Source organism: Acidobacteriota bacterium (assembly GCA_018001935.1).
GTDB lineage: Bacteria > Acidobacteriota > JAAYUB01 > JAAYUB01 > JAAYUB01 > JAGNHB01.
Window position 1 is genome coordinate 45,118 of record JAGNHB010000022.1, and the last position, 16,222, is coordinate 61,339.

The following is a 16,222-nucleotide window of genomic DNA, read 5'->3' on the forward strand; positions in this document are numbered from 1 at the left end:
TTTCCTCCTCCTTTCAGGTTGTGGCCGCCGTTTTTCTGCGGGACTCTCCTGGCCGGGAAGAGTTCGGGGCGTTGCCCGGGGTCAGGGACCCGGGACCTCGCCCCAGGACTGCAGTTTCCGGTAAAGCGTCTTCGGGTCGATACCCAGCACCTCCGCGGCCCGGCCCCGGTGACCGTTGAACTCCCGGAGGACCGACAGGACGTGCACTCGCTCCACGTCCTCCAGGCGACGTCCCGCTTCCGATACCCGGGGCTCCCGGATTCCCGGGAAGTCGTCCGCGTCGAGGACGTCGGCGCGCCTCAGCAGGAGGGCCCGGTTGAGCACGTTCAACAACTCACGGACGTTTCCGGGCCAATCGTAATCTCTGAGCAACTTCAGGGCGGAATCACTGACCCGGATGTCGCGGACGGCGGATTTCGTTTTCAGAAAATGGCTGATGATCAGGGGAATATCCCCCCTTCGCTCCCGGAGTGGCGAGACCGGGAAACTGATGGCGGCGACACGAAAATAGAGGTCCTTCCGGAAGGTCCCCTCCTGGGCCATGGTTTGGAGGTCCCGGTTCGAGGCCGACACGATCCGCACGTCCACGCGGACTTCGCGAATCCCCCCCACCCGATAGAAACTCATGGTCTCGATGGCCCGGAGAAATTTCACTTGAACCGCGGGCGGCATCTCGCCGATCTCGTCGATGAAGAGGGTCCCGCCCCCCGCCAGTTCCAGGAACCCTGGCTTGCGCGCCTGGGCCCCGGTGAAGGCCCCCTTCTCGTATCCGAAGAACTCGCTCTCGAAGAGAGGTTCCGGGACCGCACCGCAGTTGACGGCCACGAAGGGTTTGTCCTTCCGCCCCGAGGCAGCGTGGACACCCCGGGCGATGAGTTCCTTCCCCGCCCCGCTCTCCCCGAAGATGTGGACGGGAACCAGGGAAGGGGCCACCCGTCGGGCATCGGCGAGAAGGGCCAGCATTGCCGGGTCGGCGGTAACCAGGTCCGGGAAGTCTTCTCCGATCCGGATTCTCGAGCGGAGGATCCGGTTTTCGTCTCGAAGGGCCTTCTTCTCCTGCGCCCGCCGAAGAACCAGCAACAGTTCCTCGAACTTCAGGGGTTTGACGAGATAATCGTAAGCACCGAGCTTCATGGCCTCGACGGCGGACACCGCCGTGGCGTCCCCGGTCAGGACCACGACCTCGGTGCCCAGGTCGCGGGCATGAATCTGCTGGAGGACCTCCAGGCCGCTCATCCCTGGCATGGACAGGTCCAGCAGAAGGACATCGATGTCGTGCTGGTTGAGGATCTCCAGGGTCTGGGGGCCGTCATCGGCGGCCAAGGTTTCCACCCCCGCGGCGGTAAGCTCCAGGACGAGGACCCTCCGGAAGTTCAGGTCGTCTTCGGCTACCAAGACCCGCATGAAACACCTCGCCTGAAAGGAAAGTCGGGAAAAATTGCGGGATCGGGCGAATCGCCCGGTTCGGGATCGGTGCGCCTTAATCCCCTCACCGTCAGAATCAAGCTCGATTATAGCAAAAGATCCTGAAAACGACTACTTTCACATTGCCTCGCTCTCACCCGTCGGGAAACCGGGGCCTGCCACCGGACGGGCGGCATGCGTTCGGATTGCGTCGTCATCCGGAGGCTTGCAGCAGTCCGAAAACGATCGGGCATTCTGCCCGACCCTGCGGGCGGAATGCCCGAGGAATCCCGAACGCCGAAAATCACAAATCATTGTTTTTAAAATAGATGATCAATTGGCAACAATCGTGCTTTTTCTCTGCCGGCAGCGAGTCCCGCGATGCACGGATGGCAGGGAAGCATGAAGGTACTACTGGCCGAAGACGACATCAAATTGAGCAATATCCTCAGGAGAGAGGGTTTCACCCCGGAAGACGAAATCCATCTGGCCCCGGACGGGGTCGAAGCCGTGCTCACTTTCCAGGACGGCGATTGGGACCTGGTCGTCCTTGATCTCCTTCTGCCGCGTTTAAGAGGCGTCGACGTGCTGCGGATCATCAAGCGGGCCCGCCCTTCGGTGCCCGTCATGGTTATGTCCGGCGGGGCATCGGCAGCCGATATCGAGGAAGCACTGAGCATCGGGGCTTTCTGCGCATTGGAAAAACCGTTCCCCATCCACCAGTTCAGAAGGAGCGTTCAGGATGCCCGGCTCGAGGCTTACGCCGCCCGGATGCTCGAGGGGAATAGACAGATCACCATTGTCTCGAAAGGAGGAACCCAATGAAGAGGCGCAGCCTGCCTGTTTTCATCCTCAGCCTGATCGCCGTCCTGTGCGCTCTGCCCGGGGCGACAAGCCAGTGCCTGGCCCGGACGGGGCTTTTACCCGCCATCGACAACACCCTTTCGATCCGGGTTGAGAACGAAAGGGGCGAAAGTGTTCCCGGTTTCCGGTGGCAGATCGAACAGGACAACACCAATCGGACCATCCCGGGAGCACTGGTTTGGGACAGCATCTCGGTGGACATCCACCGCTCCCAGACGACAGTGGTCCGCAACGGACGGACGGCGGGGCATACCGTCCTCGTCGAAAACGTCGATCTCTCGCAGGTTTACCTCGTAAGCGTCCTGCCGGACGGAGGGCATTCCATTGGGGCGGCCTCCACCTACCCGGGTCAGGCCGAGGTGGTCGTCCGGGTGCACTCGTACCCGATCCCAACCGCCCAGATCTCCATTCTCGTCCATGAGGACAACAACCCCATCAACAACGTGTTCGACCCCGACGAGCGAGGGCTGGCGAATTTCACCCTGATGATCTCCGACCTTGGCGGACAGCTTTCCCAGGACGCCTTCGGGAACCCCCTGGGAACCACTTACAGGCAAAACCCGGACGGGACCTTCGAGACCGATTCCGAAGGGAGCCCCGTGGTGGAGATGGTCGGCTCCGGCATCATCACGACCGGCTCCGACGGGCGGGTCATCGTCAGGTACCTGGCCCCGGGGAAATACGGAATCCAGGCCATCCCGCCGTCAACCGAGGCGTCCCGGTGGGTCCAGACATCCACCATCGAGGGAACGCCCACCATCGATGCCTGGGTCAAGGCCCGGGAGCCCCGAAGCTTCGTGGAGGGCTTCGGCAACGGCTTCGCCCATGTCTCCTTCGGGTTCGTCGACCCGTCGGTGCTGCCATGGAACGGCAACCCGCGGCCCGGCGCGCGTGCGGCCATCATCGGGCGCGTCCTTTACAACCATTTCGACAAGCCCCCATTTCTCCAGGGTGGGTTCGCGGGGACACCTGTTCCGGACTGCTGGGTTGGGCTCAACGACCTCACCACCGGAATCGAGTCCACGAAGGGTCTGATCGCGGTACCCTGCGAGGAGGACGGGAGCTTCGTGATCCCGTACGTGCCGCCGGGCACCTACCAACTCGTGACGTGGGACCGGCCCCTGGACGCCCTCTTCGGCTTCCACACCGTGACGGTCCCCGCGGAGCCGGGCATTGTCGACGTGGGGGACCTGCTCTCCTTCCGTTGGTTCGGGACCTACCAGGGGAGCGTCTTCTTCGACACGAACGCCAACGGCTTCCCCGACGACGGGGAACCGGGCATGCCCGGGCAGGCGCTGAACATCCGCTTCCGGGACGGCACCCTCTACCAGTCCACCCAGACGGACAACATGGGGATGTTCGAGTTCAAGGAAGTTTTCCCCTTCTTCAAATGGCTGGTGGCGGAAGTGGATTACGCCCGCTACAAACCCACCGGCATGACGGCGGTGGTGGACTTCGGCGGGGAGATCCCTCCGGCGGACGGGTGGAACGTACCTTCTTTCGGCGTTCTGAACCCCCAACCGCAGGCGGAGGTCAACCCGAACACCGGGAACAACCGGTCGCGAACCGAAACCGGCCCGGTCCTTACCGAGGGCCTCATGCTCTTCCTGAACCAGACCAACATCATCCACTGGGGGAAGCAGAACTGGGGACCGGGTGAGAACGGCGGGATCTCCGGCATCGTCTACTACGACACCACCCGGGCGGAGAACGACCCGCGGTACTGCGCCGCGGAGCCTTGGACCCCGGGGATCTCCCGCGTCCAGGTCAACCTCTACGCGGACTTCGACGCCGACGACCGGATCGACGACTTCGACGGCGACGGCCTCCCCACCCCGGCCGACGTGGACAACTTCCCCTTCGGCTGGGCCGAGGGCGGCGCAATCGGCCCGGAGGACCTGGACCGGAACGGTGACGGGATTTTCAGCTTCGGCGATGCCATCAACATGGCCACCACCGACAGCTGGGACGACAACCAACCCTCCGGATGCGTCCAGAATATCCCGATCCTCCACGGGTACCCGAGCCGGGACTGCTATGACAACTTCGGCACCTGGAACCAGGTCCGCCCCGCGACCTTCGACGGTGGGTACATGTTCGCGTCCTGGTACCCCGGCGGCCTGGTCTCCGGCAACTCGGAATCGGAAGGGCTTCCCGGGGGCTTCTACATCGTCGAGAGTGTCCCGCCCCCGTATTATCAGGTGGTCAAGGAAGAAGACAAGAACGTCGACTGGGGCGACACCTACACACCCTGGGCCAACAAGGCGCTGGCGTTGCCGCCGCGCCCGGTGGGCGACCCCCACCTGGTGCCCGACGAACTGGCGCTCTTCCCGGGAATCCCTTGCTATTACGCCGGCGAGACCCGGCCGCTCTGTGACCGGAAATCGGTCCAGGTCACCGCCGGCCGGAACACCGCGGCCGATTTCTATCTCTTCACGGAGGTTCCCAAGGCAGCCCGTTGCGTGGGTTTCGTGAACAACGACCTCTCGGCGGAATTCGATTCCACCAGCCCGGTCTACGGAGAAAAGTCCGCCCCCTCCTGGATCCCCATCTCCTTTCAGGACTTCACCGGCCGTGAGATCGTCCGGGCCTACACCGACGAGTGGGGGGGATACAACGCCCTTCTGCCATCGACGTACACCGTCAACGTCGCCTCCCCCAGCGGGGTCTCGCCCAGCATGGTCACCGTGGTGCTCAATCACCCCGGCCCCGTCCCGGACCCGAACCACCCCGGGCAGATGATGTTGGACCCCTTCTATGACCCCAATTATTCCGTGACGCCCTGGACTTTTCAGTTCTACCCGGGAATGACCACCTATCTCGACACGCCCGTGGTCCCCGTGGCCGGTTTTGCCGGTTACCCCAAGGGCGGGGTGGACGTGGAGCCGCCGTCGGGAACGCCGATGATCTACTCGGTATCCGGACCTGAAGGCGGTGCGTATGTTGCCGCTCCCGGTGAGAGCCTCACGATCCTGTCCGTCGGGACCCGCAAGGTCCCCAACCCCTGGTACGACCCGAAGACACCCGGCAGTGCCGCTCTGGAGGAACGGGATTTCAGCTTCGGGTCCGTCCGCGGATTCGTGACCGTCAACGGCATGGCCGCTTCCGTCCGCTCCTGGTCGCACGACCGGATCGAGATCTCGGTCCCGGGCACCGGGGACGGAGGGGAAGTCCGGGTGATCCGGGGAGACAACTATCAGGCGACTCCCTTCGGGTCCACCGTGCTCATCGGCCCCTACCCGCGGGGCATCCATCGCGTGCAAGCGGGGGAGTCGATCCAGGCGGCCATTGACGCCGCCCTCTTCGGCGACCTCATCCTGGTGGGACCCGGAGTCTACGACGAAAACGTCGTACTTTATAAGAACGTACAACTCCTCGGATCGGGGGCCGAATCCACCGTCATCAACGGGAACCCCCGCCCGCAGGAGAAACTGGACGCCTGGCACGACAAAATCGACACCGTCTACCGCGGGTCCCCGAATTACGACCCTAACGTCTTCCAAGCCCGGGAGGCCCCGACCGTGATCCTGCTCGGGGATGTGGAACACCCCTTCCTGAACTCGCCCTCCGTACTGCTGGACGGCTTCACCCTTACGGGATCGCTCAGCGGCGGCGGGGTCTACGTGAACAACCAGTGCCATTACGCCGTCATCAGCCACAACAAGATCACGGGCAACCAGGGGTACTACGGCGGCGGCATCACCGTCGGGGTCCCCGGAACGGGCCTGGATTACGCCAACGACAACGTCGTGATCCGCCAGAACCGGATCCTCCGGAACGGCGGCATCTTCGGCGGGGGCGGCATCAGCCTCTACGAGGGGAGCACCGGTTACCGCGTGGAGGATAACGATCTGATCGGCAATTTCTCACAGCACGAAGGCGGAGGGATCCTCCACTACGGGCTGAGCGATGAGGGTCGGATCGCCCACAACCGGATCCTCTTCAACGAGGTGTTTTACGGAACGGTTACGGGTGGCGATGGGGGCGGCCTGTTTCTGGGCGGAGAAAACCTCCCCAACAACGTGATGACCTTCGGGGCCGGCAACGTCACCGTGGACGCCAACCTGATCCAGGGCAACCTCGCCGGGAGCGGCAAGGGAGGCGGCATCCGCGCCGCCCGCTTCAATGGCCAGGATGTCTCCGCCTCGCCCTCCGACCCGACGCGATGGTACGCCCTCAACCTGTTCAACAATCTGATCGTCAACAACGTGGCGGGTTGGGGCGGTGGCGGGATCGCCCTGCAGGATGCCGCACGGGTGAACATCCTCCAGGACACGGTGTCCGGCAACGACAGCGTGTCGGTGGCCCTGAACTCCTTCCTTGCCGGGAGTCCGTACCAATCGGAGCCCTTCGCCGGCGGCATCCTTTCGGAAGCTCACTCGGCCGGCCTGGCGACCGTCTCCGGAGCCACGTTCTCCTCCCCCCGCCTCGAAAACAGCATCATCTACCGCAACCGCTCCTTTTACTATGACATCGAGGCGGGCGGCCTGGTGCCCGGCACGTCCACCGAACCCGTCTACTGGGACCTCCAGGTGAGCGGGACCACGGTTCCGGCCTTCCTCGATCCCCGCTTCTGCAACCTGACCTCCCTCACCGATTTCAAGGCCGATTCCCACTCCTATGACAACGGAACCAACCTCGCGGGCTCACCGGACTTCCTTTCGGCCTACTTCAACCAGTTGGCCACGGCCGCGGTCTTCGATGAAGGCGGGAACGCCGTCAACGTGCGCTTCTCTCCGGTGACACCCACCGGCAACTATCACCTCCGGCTGAAGTCCCCGGCAATCAACAAAGGGGACCCCGCCATCCTCGCGCTCTCGCCGGACCTGTCCCGGGACATCGACGCCGAGGCCCGACCCGCACCCGGCACCCTGTCGATTTGGCCAGACATCGGAGCGGACGAGGTTCTCAACCCCGAAATCCGCATCGTCACACCCAACGGGGGCGAAATCATCCCGCAAGGGTCGATGCTGACCATCCGATGGACCTACACCGGGGCGTCCCTCTATGGCGTGGACCTCTACCTGGTCGGTAATCGGTTCCAACGCCGGCTCACGCCATACAGCCTCCCGGTTGGGGTGCAAGGCGAAGGCTCCTTCAACTGGCTGGTTCCCCTCGACCTGACGCCGGGATCCGACTACTACCTCCGTGCGACGGGGCTGAACACCGACGAACTCTATGTCGTCGACATGAGCGACGCCCCCTTCACCATTCAGTGAACAGGAGTTTCCGATGAAACCGCAAAACAAACTGACCCGGATAACGATGGCAGCCACCCTTTTCACGGTGTGGGCCGCTGCGGAAGTGACCATACAGTGCCCGCCTTCCCCCGGGCCGAACACCGTTTGCCGCCACCTGGCCGCGGGTGACGGCTTCATCCGAATGCCCGACGGGCGCGACCTGTACATCTTCGGTTTCGCCGATGTGACCGGCATGCCACCCGAGACCGTGATGATGGATGCCATGCTCAAGTCGGAGTTCCCCGCGCCCACCCTCGTTTTCAAGGAGGGACAGGATGTCTACCTCACCCTCACCAACGTGGGCATGATGATGCGCCCCGACCTCTTCGACCCCCACACCGTCCACTTTCACGGGTTCGCCAACGCGGCCCCGGTGTTCGACGGGGAGCCCATGGCATCGGTGGCGGTCAACATGGGGGCGTCCTTCACCTATTACTACCACATCGTTGACCCCGGAACTTACATGTACCACTGCCACAACGAGGCAACGGAGCACATGCAGATGGGAATGCTCGGCAACCTCTACGTCCTGCCGGCGCAGAACGAACTGCCCGACGGCACGAACCTCGGGAGTTTCCGGCACCGTACAGGGTACAAGTACGTCTACAACGACGGGGACGGGTCGACGTATTACGACGTGGAATATCCCCTTCAACTGGCGGCCCTCGACCCGGTCTTCCACCAGGCGAGCGAAGACATCCAGCCGCTCCCCTTCGCCGACATGAAGGACCGCTACGCCGTGATCAACGGCCGGGGATACCCCGACACGGCCTTCAAGGGGCCCATCCTCAACAAGAACGGAAACCCCTCCCAGCCTGTCCACTCTCTGATCGAGGCGCGGGTGGGGCAGCGGGTGCTCCTCCGCATCAGCAGCCTGTCCACCGTGGATTTCAACACCGTGCGGGTGTTGGGAATCCCCATGACGGTGGTGGGCCGGGACGCCCGCCTCCTCCGGGGTCCGTCGGGGAAGAACCTTTTCTACAAGACCCAATCCCTCACGCTGGGGGGCGGGGAAGCGTATGACGTGATCCTCGACACCCGGGACGTCCTCCCCGGCACCTATCTGCTTTACTCGACCAACCTGCACAACCTGAGCAACGACCAGGAGGATTTCGGGGGCATGATGACGGAAATCCTCATCCACCCCTGAACACCCACAGGAGATCACCATGAGAAAACAATCGGACAGCAAGAACGCGAAGGCACGACGGACACTCGCCTGCCTGGCAGCGGGAATCGCCGCGATACTCCTTGCGGCGCCGGCCGAAGCGTGCGTCGAAGGCCTGACGGGAACCGTCTTCCATTTAACGGCAAAAGCGGACTTCGTCTACATGCCCGACGGCGAGCAGATCCTCATGTGGGGTTTAGCGCCGGAAGGCGGCCGGATGCAGTATCCGGCCCCCACCCTCCGCCTTCAGCAGGGCGACACCGTGACCATCGACCTGGACAACGAACTCGACACCCCCGTCTCGTTGGTTTTTCCGGGTTTCACCACGACGGCTATGGGGGGTGTCCCCGGTTACCTAACCCGGGAGGCCCCCGCCGGCGGCTCCGTCCGCTACACCTTCCGGGTCGATCGACCCGGGACGTTCACCTATCACAGCGGCACACGGCCGGAACTCCAGATCGAGATGGGAATCGTGGGGGCGCTTGTCGTTTACCCCACGGGTCACTGGAACCAGGCCTACGACCACCCCGACACCCGCTTCGACGATGAGTTCCTTTTCCTCCTGACCGAGATCGACCCCCGGGTTCACAAGGCGGTCGAGGAAAACCGCCTGCACGAGTTCGACTTCTCCGATTACCACCCGGTTTACTGGTGTCTCAACGGCCGGGCCGCCCCGGACACCATGGCCGGGGCCGGCGAGAGCGCCCCCTGGCTGCCCACCCAGCCCTACAACTGCATGCCCGTCATGCACCCCGGCGACATCCTGCTGCTGCGGGAGGTCGGCGGGGGACGCGACTTCCACCCCTTCCACAACCATGGCAACCACTCCCTCCTCATCGCCCGGGACGGATTCCTCCTGCAGAGCGCACCGGGCCAGGGCCCCGACCTGGCGGAACTGGGCTACAGCCACACGGTGGTTCCCGGCGGAACGATGGACGCCCTCTTCACCTGGACCGGGGAAAAGCTGGGCTTCGACATCTACGGCCATCAGCCGGGCGACCCCCTGGAGCCCGGCGAATACGAACCGGACCACGGGAAGCCCCTGCCGGTTTTCCTGCCCGACAACAAGGACCTGTCCTTCGGGATGTGGTGGAGCGGCAGCCCCTACCTGGGCTCCCGCGGCCCCCTACCCCCGAACCAGGGCATGCTGAACACCGGGGGCTTCTATTACATGTGGCACTCCCATTCCGAAAAGGAACTGACCAACAACGACATATTCCCGGGGGGTTGCATGACCATGCTGGCCGTTGAGCACCCGTCCGTGCTTCTGATGTGTGACTAGGGACCAGGGAAGGAGCATTTTATGAACAACGAACGAAACCGTAACAAGGCCGGAACGATCGGCTCGAAGTGGAGCCTCCTGTTTGCCCTCACGGCCCTTACCTGCTCCGTCGGGGCGGCGGCGGCGGCAGACTTCAACCTGCGGGCGGACACGACCCAGGCCACCATGCCGGACGGGCGGGTGGTCCCCCTGTGGGGATTTGCCCTTGACAGCGCCCCCGGCGCGGGGGACGGCACCGTGACGGTGCCCGGCCCCGAACTGCGCATCGACCCCCGGGACCCGTTTCTGCGCATTCGGCTGGAAAACCGCCTGCCGGTGCCCGTGTCGCTGGTCATTCCCGGCCAGGCGATACCCGAAACCTACAAGATCCGGGGCCCCTTCGCCCAGACCCAGGTGAACCCCCTCCGTAACACCGATGGGCGGGTCCGGTCCTTCTCCGCGGAGGTGGAGCCCGGTTCTTTCCTCTACTTCGTCTGGCACGACCCCAAGCCGGGGACCTTCCTCTACCAAAGCGGCTCTCACCCGGCGGTACAAGTCCAGATGGGCCTCTACGGGGCTCTCCGCATCGATGCTGCGCGAACGTCGGCCCCCGAGGCCTACCCCGGCCACGCCTATGACCGGGAGGTGTTCCTGGTGGTGAGTGAACTGGATCCCTTCCTCCATGACTCCGTCTCCCTCGGGGAGTACGGGGCGGGCAAGCAACGGAGCAGCACCGTCGATTACCACCCGATGTACTTCCTGGTCAACGGCAAGCCCTTCGGGCCGGGACGCCGTCCAATCGCCGCGGGGGATCCCGGCGGCCGGCTCCTGTTGCGGCTGGTCAACGCCGGTATCGACGACCACGTGCTGATGTTCCCAGGCCTCTCGCTCTCCTGGCGGGCGGAGGACGGGGAACTCTACCCCTGGCCGAAAGCGGTCTCGGCCGTGATGCTTCCGGCGGGGAAGACGGCAGACGTTTGGACCAGCCTGCCCGATTCCGGGTACTTCCCGGTTTGGGACCGCCGACTGTCCCTCACAAACGGCCCCCGGGCCCAGGGAGGGATGCTTGTCTACCTGCAAGCCGGCCTCGCCCGGGTCCCCCTGGCACTTGAAAAGACGGGGACCGGTTCCGGCACGCTTCGCGTGGCGAGCCTCCCCGGTGGCCCGGCCTGCCGTGACGCCTGCACGGAAGTCTACCTCTACGGAACGACCCTGACCCTGGTCGCGGAGCCCGACAACAATTCGGTTTTCACCGGTTGGAGTGGGATCGAGCCCGATCCGGGAACGGATACGACGATCACCGTGACCCTGAACGCGGCCACGGCGTTGAGCGCCCGGTTCGACCCGAAAGGGGAAGTCGAATGAGCAGCCTGGAAATAACACGAATGATCGGTTTTACTATCCTTCTGGTTCTCGGAGTCGGCGGGGGCTTGGCCCCCGCCGTGCCCTCCGGGCACAAAGCGGTCACCCTGCCCGGGGAGTCTCGCGGGGCTGTCTCCGCGCCTTCCGCAGACAGGTCAACCCACGAGTCGGACCCGTTCGAGCGGGCATTCGGAATTCGTATCGAGGCGATCCGTCTAACCGCCCGTGGGTTGCTCCTGGACATCCGTTACCGCGTGATGGATCCGGAACGGGCCTGGCCCCTCCTGTCCCGCGGCGTGCGCCTGGCCCTCTACGAGGCGTCCTTCAAACGGGCCCTGCGCACACCCGAGACCCCGACCCTGGGGGCCCTTCGCCAGACCACTCTGCAACCCGTTGCCGGAAGAGTGTACTTTATTTTGTTCGACAACACCCGGGCCGGTCTCACGGCGGGTGCAGACGTCCGTCTGGAGCTCGAGGGCACCCTCAGCCGACCCCTTTGCGTCGAGGGGAAATGACTTTCCCTTGCATGAAGTCTGACGTGGGGCTGCGTCCCGTCAACCACCAGATCGAGCGTCGGACGGACGCCGAGATCCGTCAGATCCGCCGGAAACCAGAAGTCGTTGAAGAGCACTTGGCACTCTTCCTCCCGGAACATTTTCATCCGTCCCACGTATAGCAATCGACTGTCTCGTTCCAAACCGGACCCGATCCTTTCTTCGAGCCGGTCCAATTCTCGCAGGAGGTGGGTGATGTCCCGTCATTCCCTTTCCCGGCGGGAGTTTCTGGGGGGGACAATCGGTCTGGGTCTGCTCGGGCCAACCATCGGGAAGGTCCTGGCGGGCACGGACCCGGCCCGCCCGACTTCGTACCCCATCCGGAAGCGCGCACCGAACCCGTTCGTGAAGAGCGGTAAGCCCATCGTCCTGGTGGTCCGGGGAACCGATTTCCCCAGCATGCTGGCCAGGGGGATGGAACTCCTGGGCGGGTTCGCCCGGTTCGGGACGGGGCGCTCGGTCATCGTCAAGCCCAACTTCGTCTTCGACAAGCGAACGACCTACCCCGTGACGACGGACGAGGCGTCGGTGCTGGCGACGGTCAAGTACCTCCAGCGGGAGGGTTTCCGGGACATCACGGTCGCCGACCGCCGGGGGAAGAAAGTCAACGGGCGGGCCGGGGGGAAATTCGAGTGGAGCGGGCTGAACGATCGGGCCGAGGCGGGCGGTTTCCGGACCGATTCGCTCCTGGACGACGAGAAGGCGGATTCCATCCCGGTACGGAACGCTTCCTGGGACCAGATGCAGTCCTACGGCGTGATCCGCACGATCTACGAGGCGGGCCTGATCATCAACCTGCCGACGCTCAAGCAGCACAGCATCACCAACCTGACCTGCTCCCTGAAGAACATGATGGGGGTCCTGGACGTCCCGACCACCGAGGAAATGCACCTGTGGGGGGAGGGCGACAAGGCGCGCAGCGAGTCCATGTCCCGCGCGCAGGTCAACCAGCGGCTGGCCATGGCCATCGCGGAAGCCGCCATGGCGGTGAGCCCCGAACTGACGGTGATCGACGCCCGGACGGTCCTGGCGAAAAGCCACGAGGGTCTGACCGAGGGGGTGCCCCGTCGCGCGGACCGTCTCATCATCAGCGGCGACCCGGTGGCGGCGGACGTCGTCGCCGCCCGGGTGATGAAGGAAGTCTACGAGCCTTACGACCTGGGGGACACCCGCCACACCTTCCAGCACGCGGAGAAACTGGGGCTGGGGGTGGCGGAGGTGGATCGTTTGGAGATCATTGAAACCAGCGTTCCCGATTCCAAATGAAGGCCCGCATCGACCGGGTGACCGACGTCATCCGCGGCCAGGGCTTCTATGGGAATTATGGCGTCGCCATGAACCGCCGCGCGTTCCCGGAGACGATCCGTCAGAGCGGTACAATTGGGCAACTTCGTCTCCTTTGAGCCGGGATTCGACTGTGCCTTCGTGTTTGACGAAGACACGGTCCGTCACCTGCCGTCAGGCATGCGAGAGGACATCGAGGAATTCAGAGTGATACACAACGTTGAGGAATACCGGAGAAGAGAAGAAACCTGACCAAAACCATTTCCTTGCTTTAACTGGGGTTTCACGCCCGATCGAGACTATAGAGCGGGGATCCTGATTCTGTGTTTTTCACCCAAGGCGAGGGGCGCTGCGCCCGAGCCCTGAGCCAGGTGGATAGTGCCAGATGCTATCTAACTCCTTTATTATCTTGCCAACATAGCGAGAAAGGCCATAAGTCCTTTAATATCTATCGCTCATAGCAAAACTGATTTTCAGACCGCGTCCGGCAACCTCGCGTTTCTCCGGCGGCGCGCGGGGGATTGTGCCCACCCGATGCCCGGCCAACCTCCCGCCCCTGCCGGGGCGGGTAAGATCATTTTTAATGCACTCTTTCTACAAATGTTACACGCCCATGGCGTTGGGATCTCCCCGGCGGCCGGAGGTGACCCGGCGGTTGGAGATGTTTCCGGCGGCCGGGAGAGACCGCTCCGATCTTTCCGTCGCCCCGAGCGGATGGAGAAGGTGTCTGGTCTGTTCACGGGAATCGGCCGCGCCTCTTCTCTGGGCCTCCGTGACTCTGTGAGAGAAAATCCGGACTGCATCCCGAAGGCCGAAATCCGAACCGGCGGTGGCCAACGGCATCCCGAAGGGACACCGGATCCGAACCGGGGGTGGCCGGCTGCATCCCGAAGGGATGATGGATCTGAGCCGGGGGCGGCCGCGGCAGCGGCAGCCCCCGGAAAAGCGTTGATGAAAGCGGGACCCGCCCTGAAAGGGCGGCGGAAGGGTCCGGTGCATCGCCGGAGCGTTTCCCTGCGGGTGCAAAGCGCCCCCCCCGGGGGCGCACGGGCCTCGGAAGGGCGTCGGTCCGGTGCCACCCGGTGCCGAGGAGCGGGGATCCGATACCTGGCCGCCGCCCTGCGGCTGCGGATGACCCTCGGACCTCCACCTGGGCCTTGCGGCCCAGGCTCTGTCCGGGGCGCCCGCGCTGCGGGCTGCCGACCGGCCCCTCATTCGGGAAACGGGGCAATGGCGGCTCGCCATCATCTGCACGATTCATGGATTAGTCGCTTTTCTCCGCCGGTGCCGCCGGGGAGGAAACAAACGGGATTCCTGATTCTGCGGTCTGCACCCCGGAAGGGCTGCCAGCGCCCGTCGTTCGATGCCGGAGGCCCATCGCCCAACGGAGTCACATCTCCGTTCCAGGATCGCTGTCGCCGTGTCATTCGGTGTTTGTTGCCCGAATCGGGATGGTTTGCACCCTAACCACCGACGATTGACCCGCAACTTCGTGGCGTGGGGAATGGCCGCTTCCCAGCCCGACCCTTTCGGTGCCTCAAGGACCCTGTTCAGGTAGTTCAGGGGATCCGGCCGCTCCTTGAGAGGGGCCCCGGACAGAAGCATCATCAAGGCCTCTTCCAGCAAGGACGGCACTGGCCCGTCTTTACCGAGAAAAAACCAGTACACCGAGCACCAGGGCCACTTCGAAGCTTCGACAGGGCGGTTCCGCCGACGGGAGGCATTCCCCTCCACGTACCAGATCAGTTTTAACAACTTCAGTGCAGAGAAGGGAATCCACTTCGGCCGGTAGCGGGTGCTCCACACCGTACCGCTCCGACTGTGGCATATATTGAACCGGTGACCGAATCGGATGTTGAGTCGGTGCATGAAAGCGGCCAGAGTGTGGTTCCGGATCATCGGCGGAGTCCGCAGAAGCAGATGGGTATGGTTGTCCATGACACAATAGCTGACAACGCCGTAGTTCATTTCCACCGCCGTTTCCCGAAGGGCTTTCAGGTAAGCGAACTTATCCCCGGGCCCACTGAGCAGGGAGGCGCGATTGTGACACCGCTGGACCACATGAACCAGAGCGTTCGGGATATGTCGCCTCAGGCTTCGGCCCATGTTCACCTCCGAACTTTTGACAATCTCCTACCCCTATTAACGTTTTCGCAGGGAAATTTCCAAGTCCGGAGGAAAATTTTTTTGAAAATTCTGCTTGGCTTGTTATGTCTCACTGATAAAAAACAAGTTGCCTTGTCTGACATAATGTCCCATAGATAATATGGAGGTTACATAGTATCTGGCACTGTCTTTCCGAAGATCTCGTCGAAGAAGTGCCGCAGGTCGGCCCAGGAGCGGCGGTCAGCGGTCGCGTGGTAGGCGGCGCCCCGGGAGGGGTCGGCCCCCGCCTCCGGGTTGGTGAAGCTGTGGACGGCCCCACCGTAGATCACCATCCGCCAGTCCGTGCCCGCCTTGCGCATCTCCGCCTGGAACGCCGCCACCTGCGCCGGCGGGACGAAGGGGTCGTCCCCGCCGTGCAGGACCAGGACCTTCGCCTTGATGTTTTTCGCGTCGTCGGGCGCGGGGGTGTCCAGGGAGCCGTGGAAGGAGACCACGCCCGCGACGTCCGCGCCGGAGCGGGCCAGTTCCAGCACCGCGGTGCCGCCGAAGCAGTAGCCGATGGCGGCGACGCGGGCGGGGTCGACCCGCGGGTCCTTGCGCAGCTCGTCCAGGGCGGCCGCCACCCGCGCGCGAAGGAGGGCGCGGTCCTGCTTGTACTTGCCCGCCACCGCCGCGGCATCGGGCCCGGAGGCCGGGCGGACCCCCGTCCCGTAGACGTCGGCGCCGAAGGCCACGTAACCCATGGCGGCCAGCGCCTCCACCCGTTTTTTCACGTAGGGGCCGAGGCCGGTCCACTCGTGCACCACCAGGACGCCGGGGCGCCGGCCCTCCACCGCGTCGTCGTACGCCAGGTACCCCTCCAGGGTCACGCCGCCCTGGGCGTACTCCACCGTCCGGGTGATGACGGCGGCCTGCAGGGTCCCGAAGGCCCCCAATGTCGCCAATGCCAGTATCATCGTTTTCATGGTGTTTCTCCTCC

At 64.0% G+C, this 16,222-nt stretch carries 10 protein-coding genes; 7 read left to right on the forward strand and 3 right to left on the reverse strand.

What is annotated here, in order from left to right:
* Positions 1–81: 81 nt before the first annotated feature.
* A complete protein-coding gene (locus KA419_10380; GenBank protein MBP7866345.1) occupies positions 82–1,404 on the reverse strand; it encodes a sigma-54-dependent Fis family transcriptional regulator in 1,323 nt (440 codons plus the stop codon).
* A 402-nt stretch (positions 1,405–1,806) separates the two neighbouring features.
* On the opposite strand from KA419_10380, the gene KA419_10385 reads away from it, so the two are divergent.
* The 7 genes from KA419_10385 (at position 1,807) to KA419_10415 (ending at position 13,119) form a co-directional block, all read left to right on the forward strand.
* On the forward strand, positions 1,807–2,229 hold the full coding sequence (locus tag KA419_10385; GenBank protein ID MBP7866346.1) for a response regulator: 423 nt from the start codon (positions 1,807–1,809) through the stop codon (positions 2,227–2,229).
* On the forward strand, positions 2,226–7,487 hold the full coding sequence (locus KA419_10390; GenBank protein ID MBP7866347.1) for a right-handed parallel beta-helix repeat-containing protein: 5,262 nt from the start codon (positions 2,226–2,228) through the stop codon (positions 7,485–7,487). The genes KA419_10385 and KA419_10390 overlap by 4 nt, the downstream gene beginning before the upstream one ends.
* 13 nt (positions 7,488–7,500) lie before the next feature.
* The gene (locus tag KA419_10395) at positions 7,501–8,658 is read left to right on the forward strand and encodes a multicopper oxidase domain-containing protein (GenBank protein ID MBP7866348.1); all 1,158 of its coding nucleotides are present in this window, start codon (positions 7,501–7,503) and stop codon (positions 8,656–8,658) included.
* 19 nt (positions 8,659–8,677) lie between these two features.
* Positions 8,678–9,958, forward strand: coding sequence for a multicopper oxidase domain-containing protein (locus KA419_10400; GenBank protein ID MBP7866349.1), 1,281 nt, complete (start codon positions 8,678–8,680; stop codon positions 9,956–9,958).
* 21 nt (positions 9,959–9,979) lie between these two features.
* Positions 9,980–11,302, forward strand: coding sequence for a hypothetical protein (locus KA419_10405; GenBank protein MBP7866350.1), 1,323 nt, complete (start codon positions 9,980–9,982; stop codon positions 11,300–11,302).
* A 254-nt stretch (positions 11,303–11,556) separates the two neighbouring features.
* Entirely contained in the window at positions 11,557–11,814 is a 258-nt protein-coding gene (locus KA419_10410; GenBank protein MBP7866351.1) for a hypothetical protein, read from the forward strand.
* Positions 11,815–12,048: 234 nt separating this feature from the next.
* Positions 12,049–13,119: a DUF362 domain-containing protein gene (locus KA419_10415; GenBank protein ID MBP7866352.1), complete on the forward strand. Its 1,071-nt coding sequence runs from the start codon at positions 12,049–12,051 to the stop codon at positions 13,117–13,119.
* 1,275 nt (positions 13,120–14,394) lie between these two features.
* Here KA419_10415 and KA419_10420 read toward each other — a convergent pair.
* Entirely contained in the window at positions 14,395–15,243 is an 849-nt protein-coding gene (locus KA419_10420) for a transposase (GenBank protein ID MBP7866353.1), read from the reverse strand.
* A 167-nt stretch (positions 15,244–15,410) separates the two neighbouring features.
* Positions 15,411–16,208, reverse strand: coding sequence for a dienelactone hydrolase family protein (locus tag KA419_10425; GenBank protein MBP7866354.1), 798 nt, complete (start codon positions 16,206–16,208; stop codon positions 15,411–15,413).
* Positions 16,209–16,222 lie beyond the last annotated feature (14 nt).

Coding starts and splice junctions, on each gene's coding strand:
- KA419_10410 (MBP7866351.1), top strand. CDS start 11,557: ATGGATCCGGAACGGGCCTGGCCCCTCCTGTCCCGCGGCGTGCGCCTG.
- KA419_10400 (MBP7866349.1), top strand. CDS start 8,678: ATGAGAAAACAATCGGACAGCAAGAACGCGAAGGCACGACGGACACTC.
- KA419_10385 (MBP7866346.1), top strand. CDS start 1,807: ATGAAGGTACTACTGGCCGAAGACGACATCAAATTGAGCAATATCCTC.
- KA419_10405 (MBP7866350.1), top strand. CDS start 9,980: ATGAACAACGAACGAAACCGTAACAAGGCCGGAACGATCGGCTCGAAG.
- KA419_10380 (MBP7866345.1), bottom strand. CDS start 1,404: ATGCGGGTCTTGGTAGCCGAAGACGACCTGAACTTCCGGAGGGTCCTC.
- KA419_10420 (MBP7866353.1), bottom strand. CDS start 15,243: ATGGGCCGAAGCCTGAGGCGACATATCCCGAACGCTCTGGTTCATGTG.
- KA419_10425 (MBP7866354.1), bottom strand. CDS start 16,208: ATGAAAACGATGATACTGGCATTGGCGACATTGGGGGCCTTCGGGACC.
- KA419_10390 (MBP7866347.1), top strand. CDS start 2,226: ATGAAGAGGCGCAGCCTGCCTGTTTTCATCCTCAGCCTGATCGCCGTC.
- KA419_10415 (MBP7866352.1), top strand. CDS start 12,049: ATGTCCCGTCATTCCCTTTCCCGGCGGGAGTTTCTGGGGGGGACAATC.
- KA419_10395 (MBP7866348.1), top strand. CDS start 7,501: ATGAAACCGCAAAACAAACTGACCCGGATAACGATGGCAGCCACCCTT.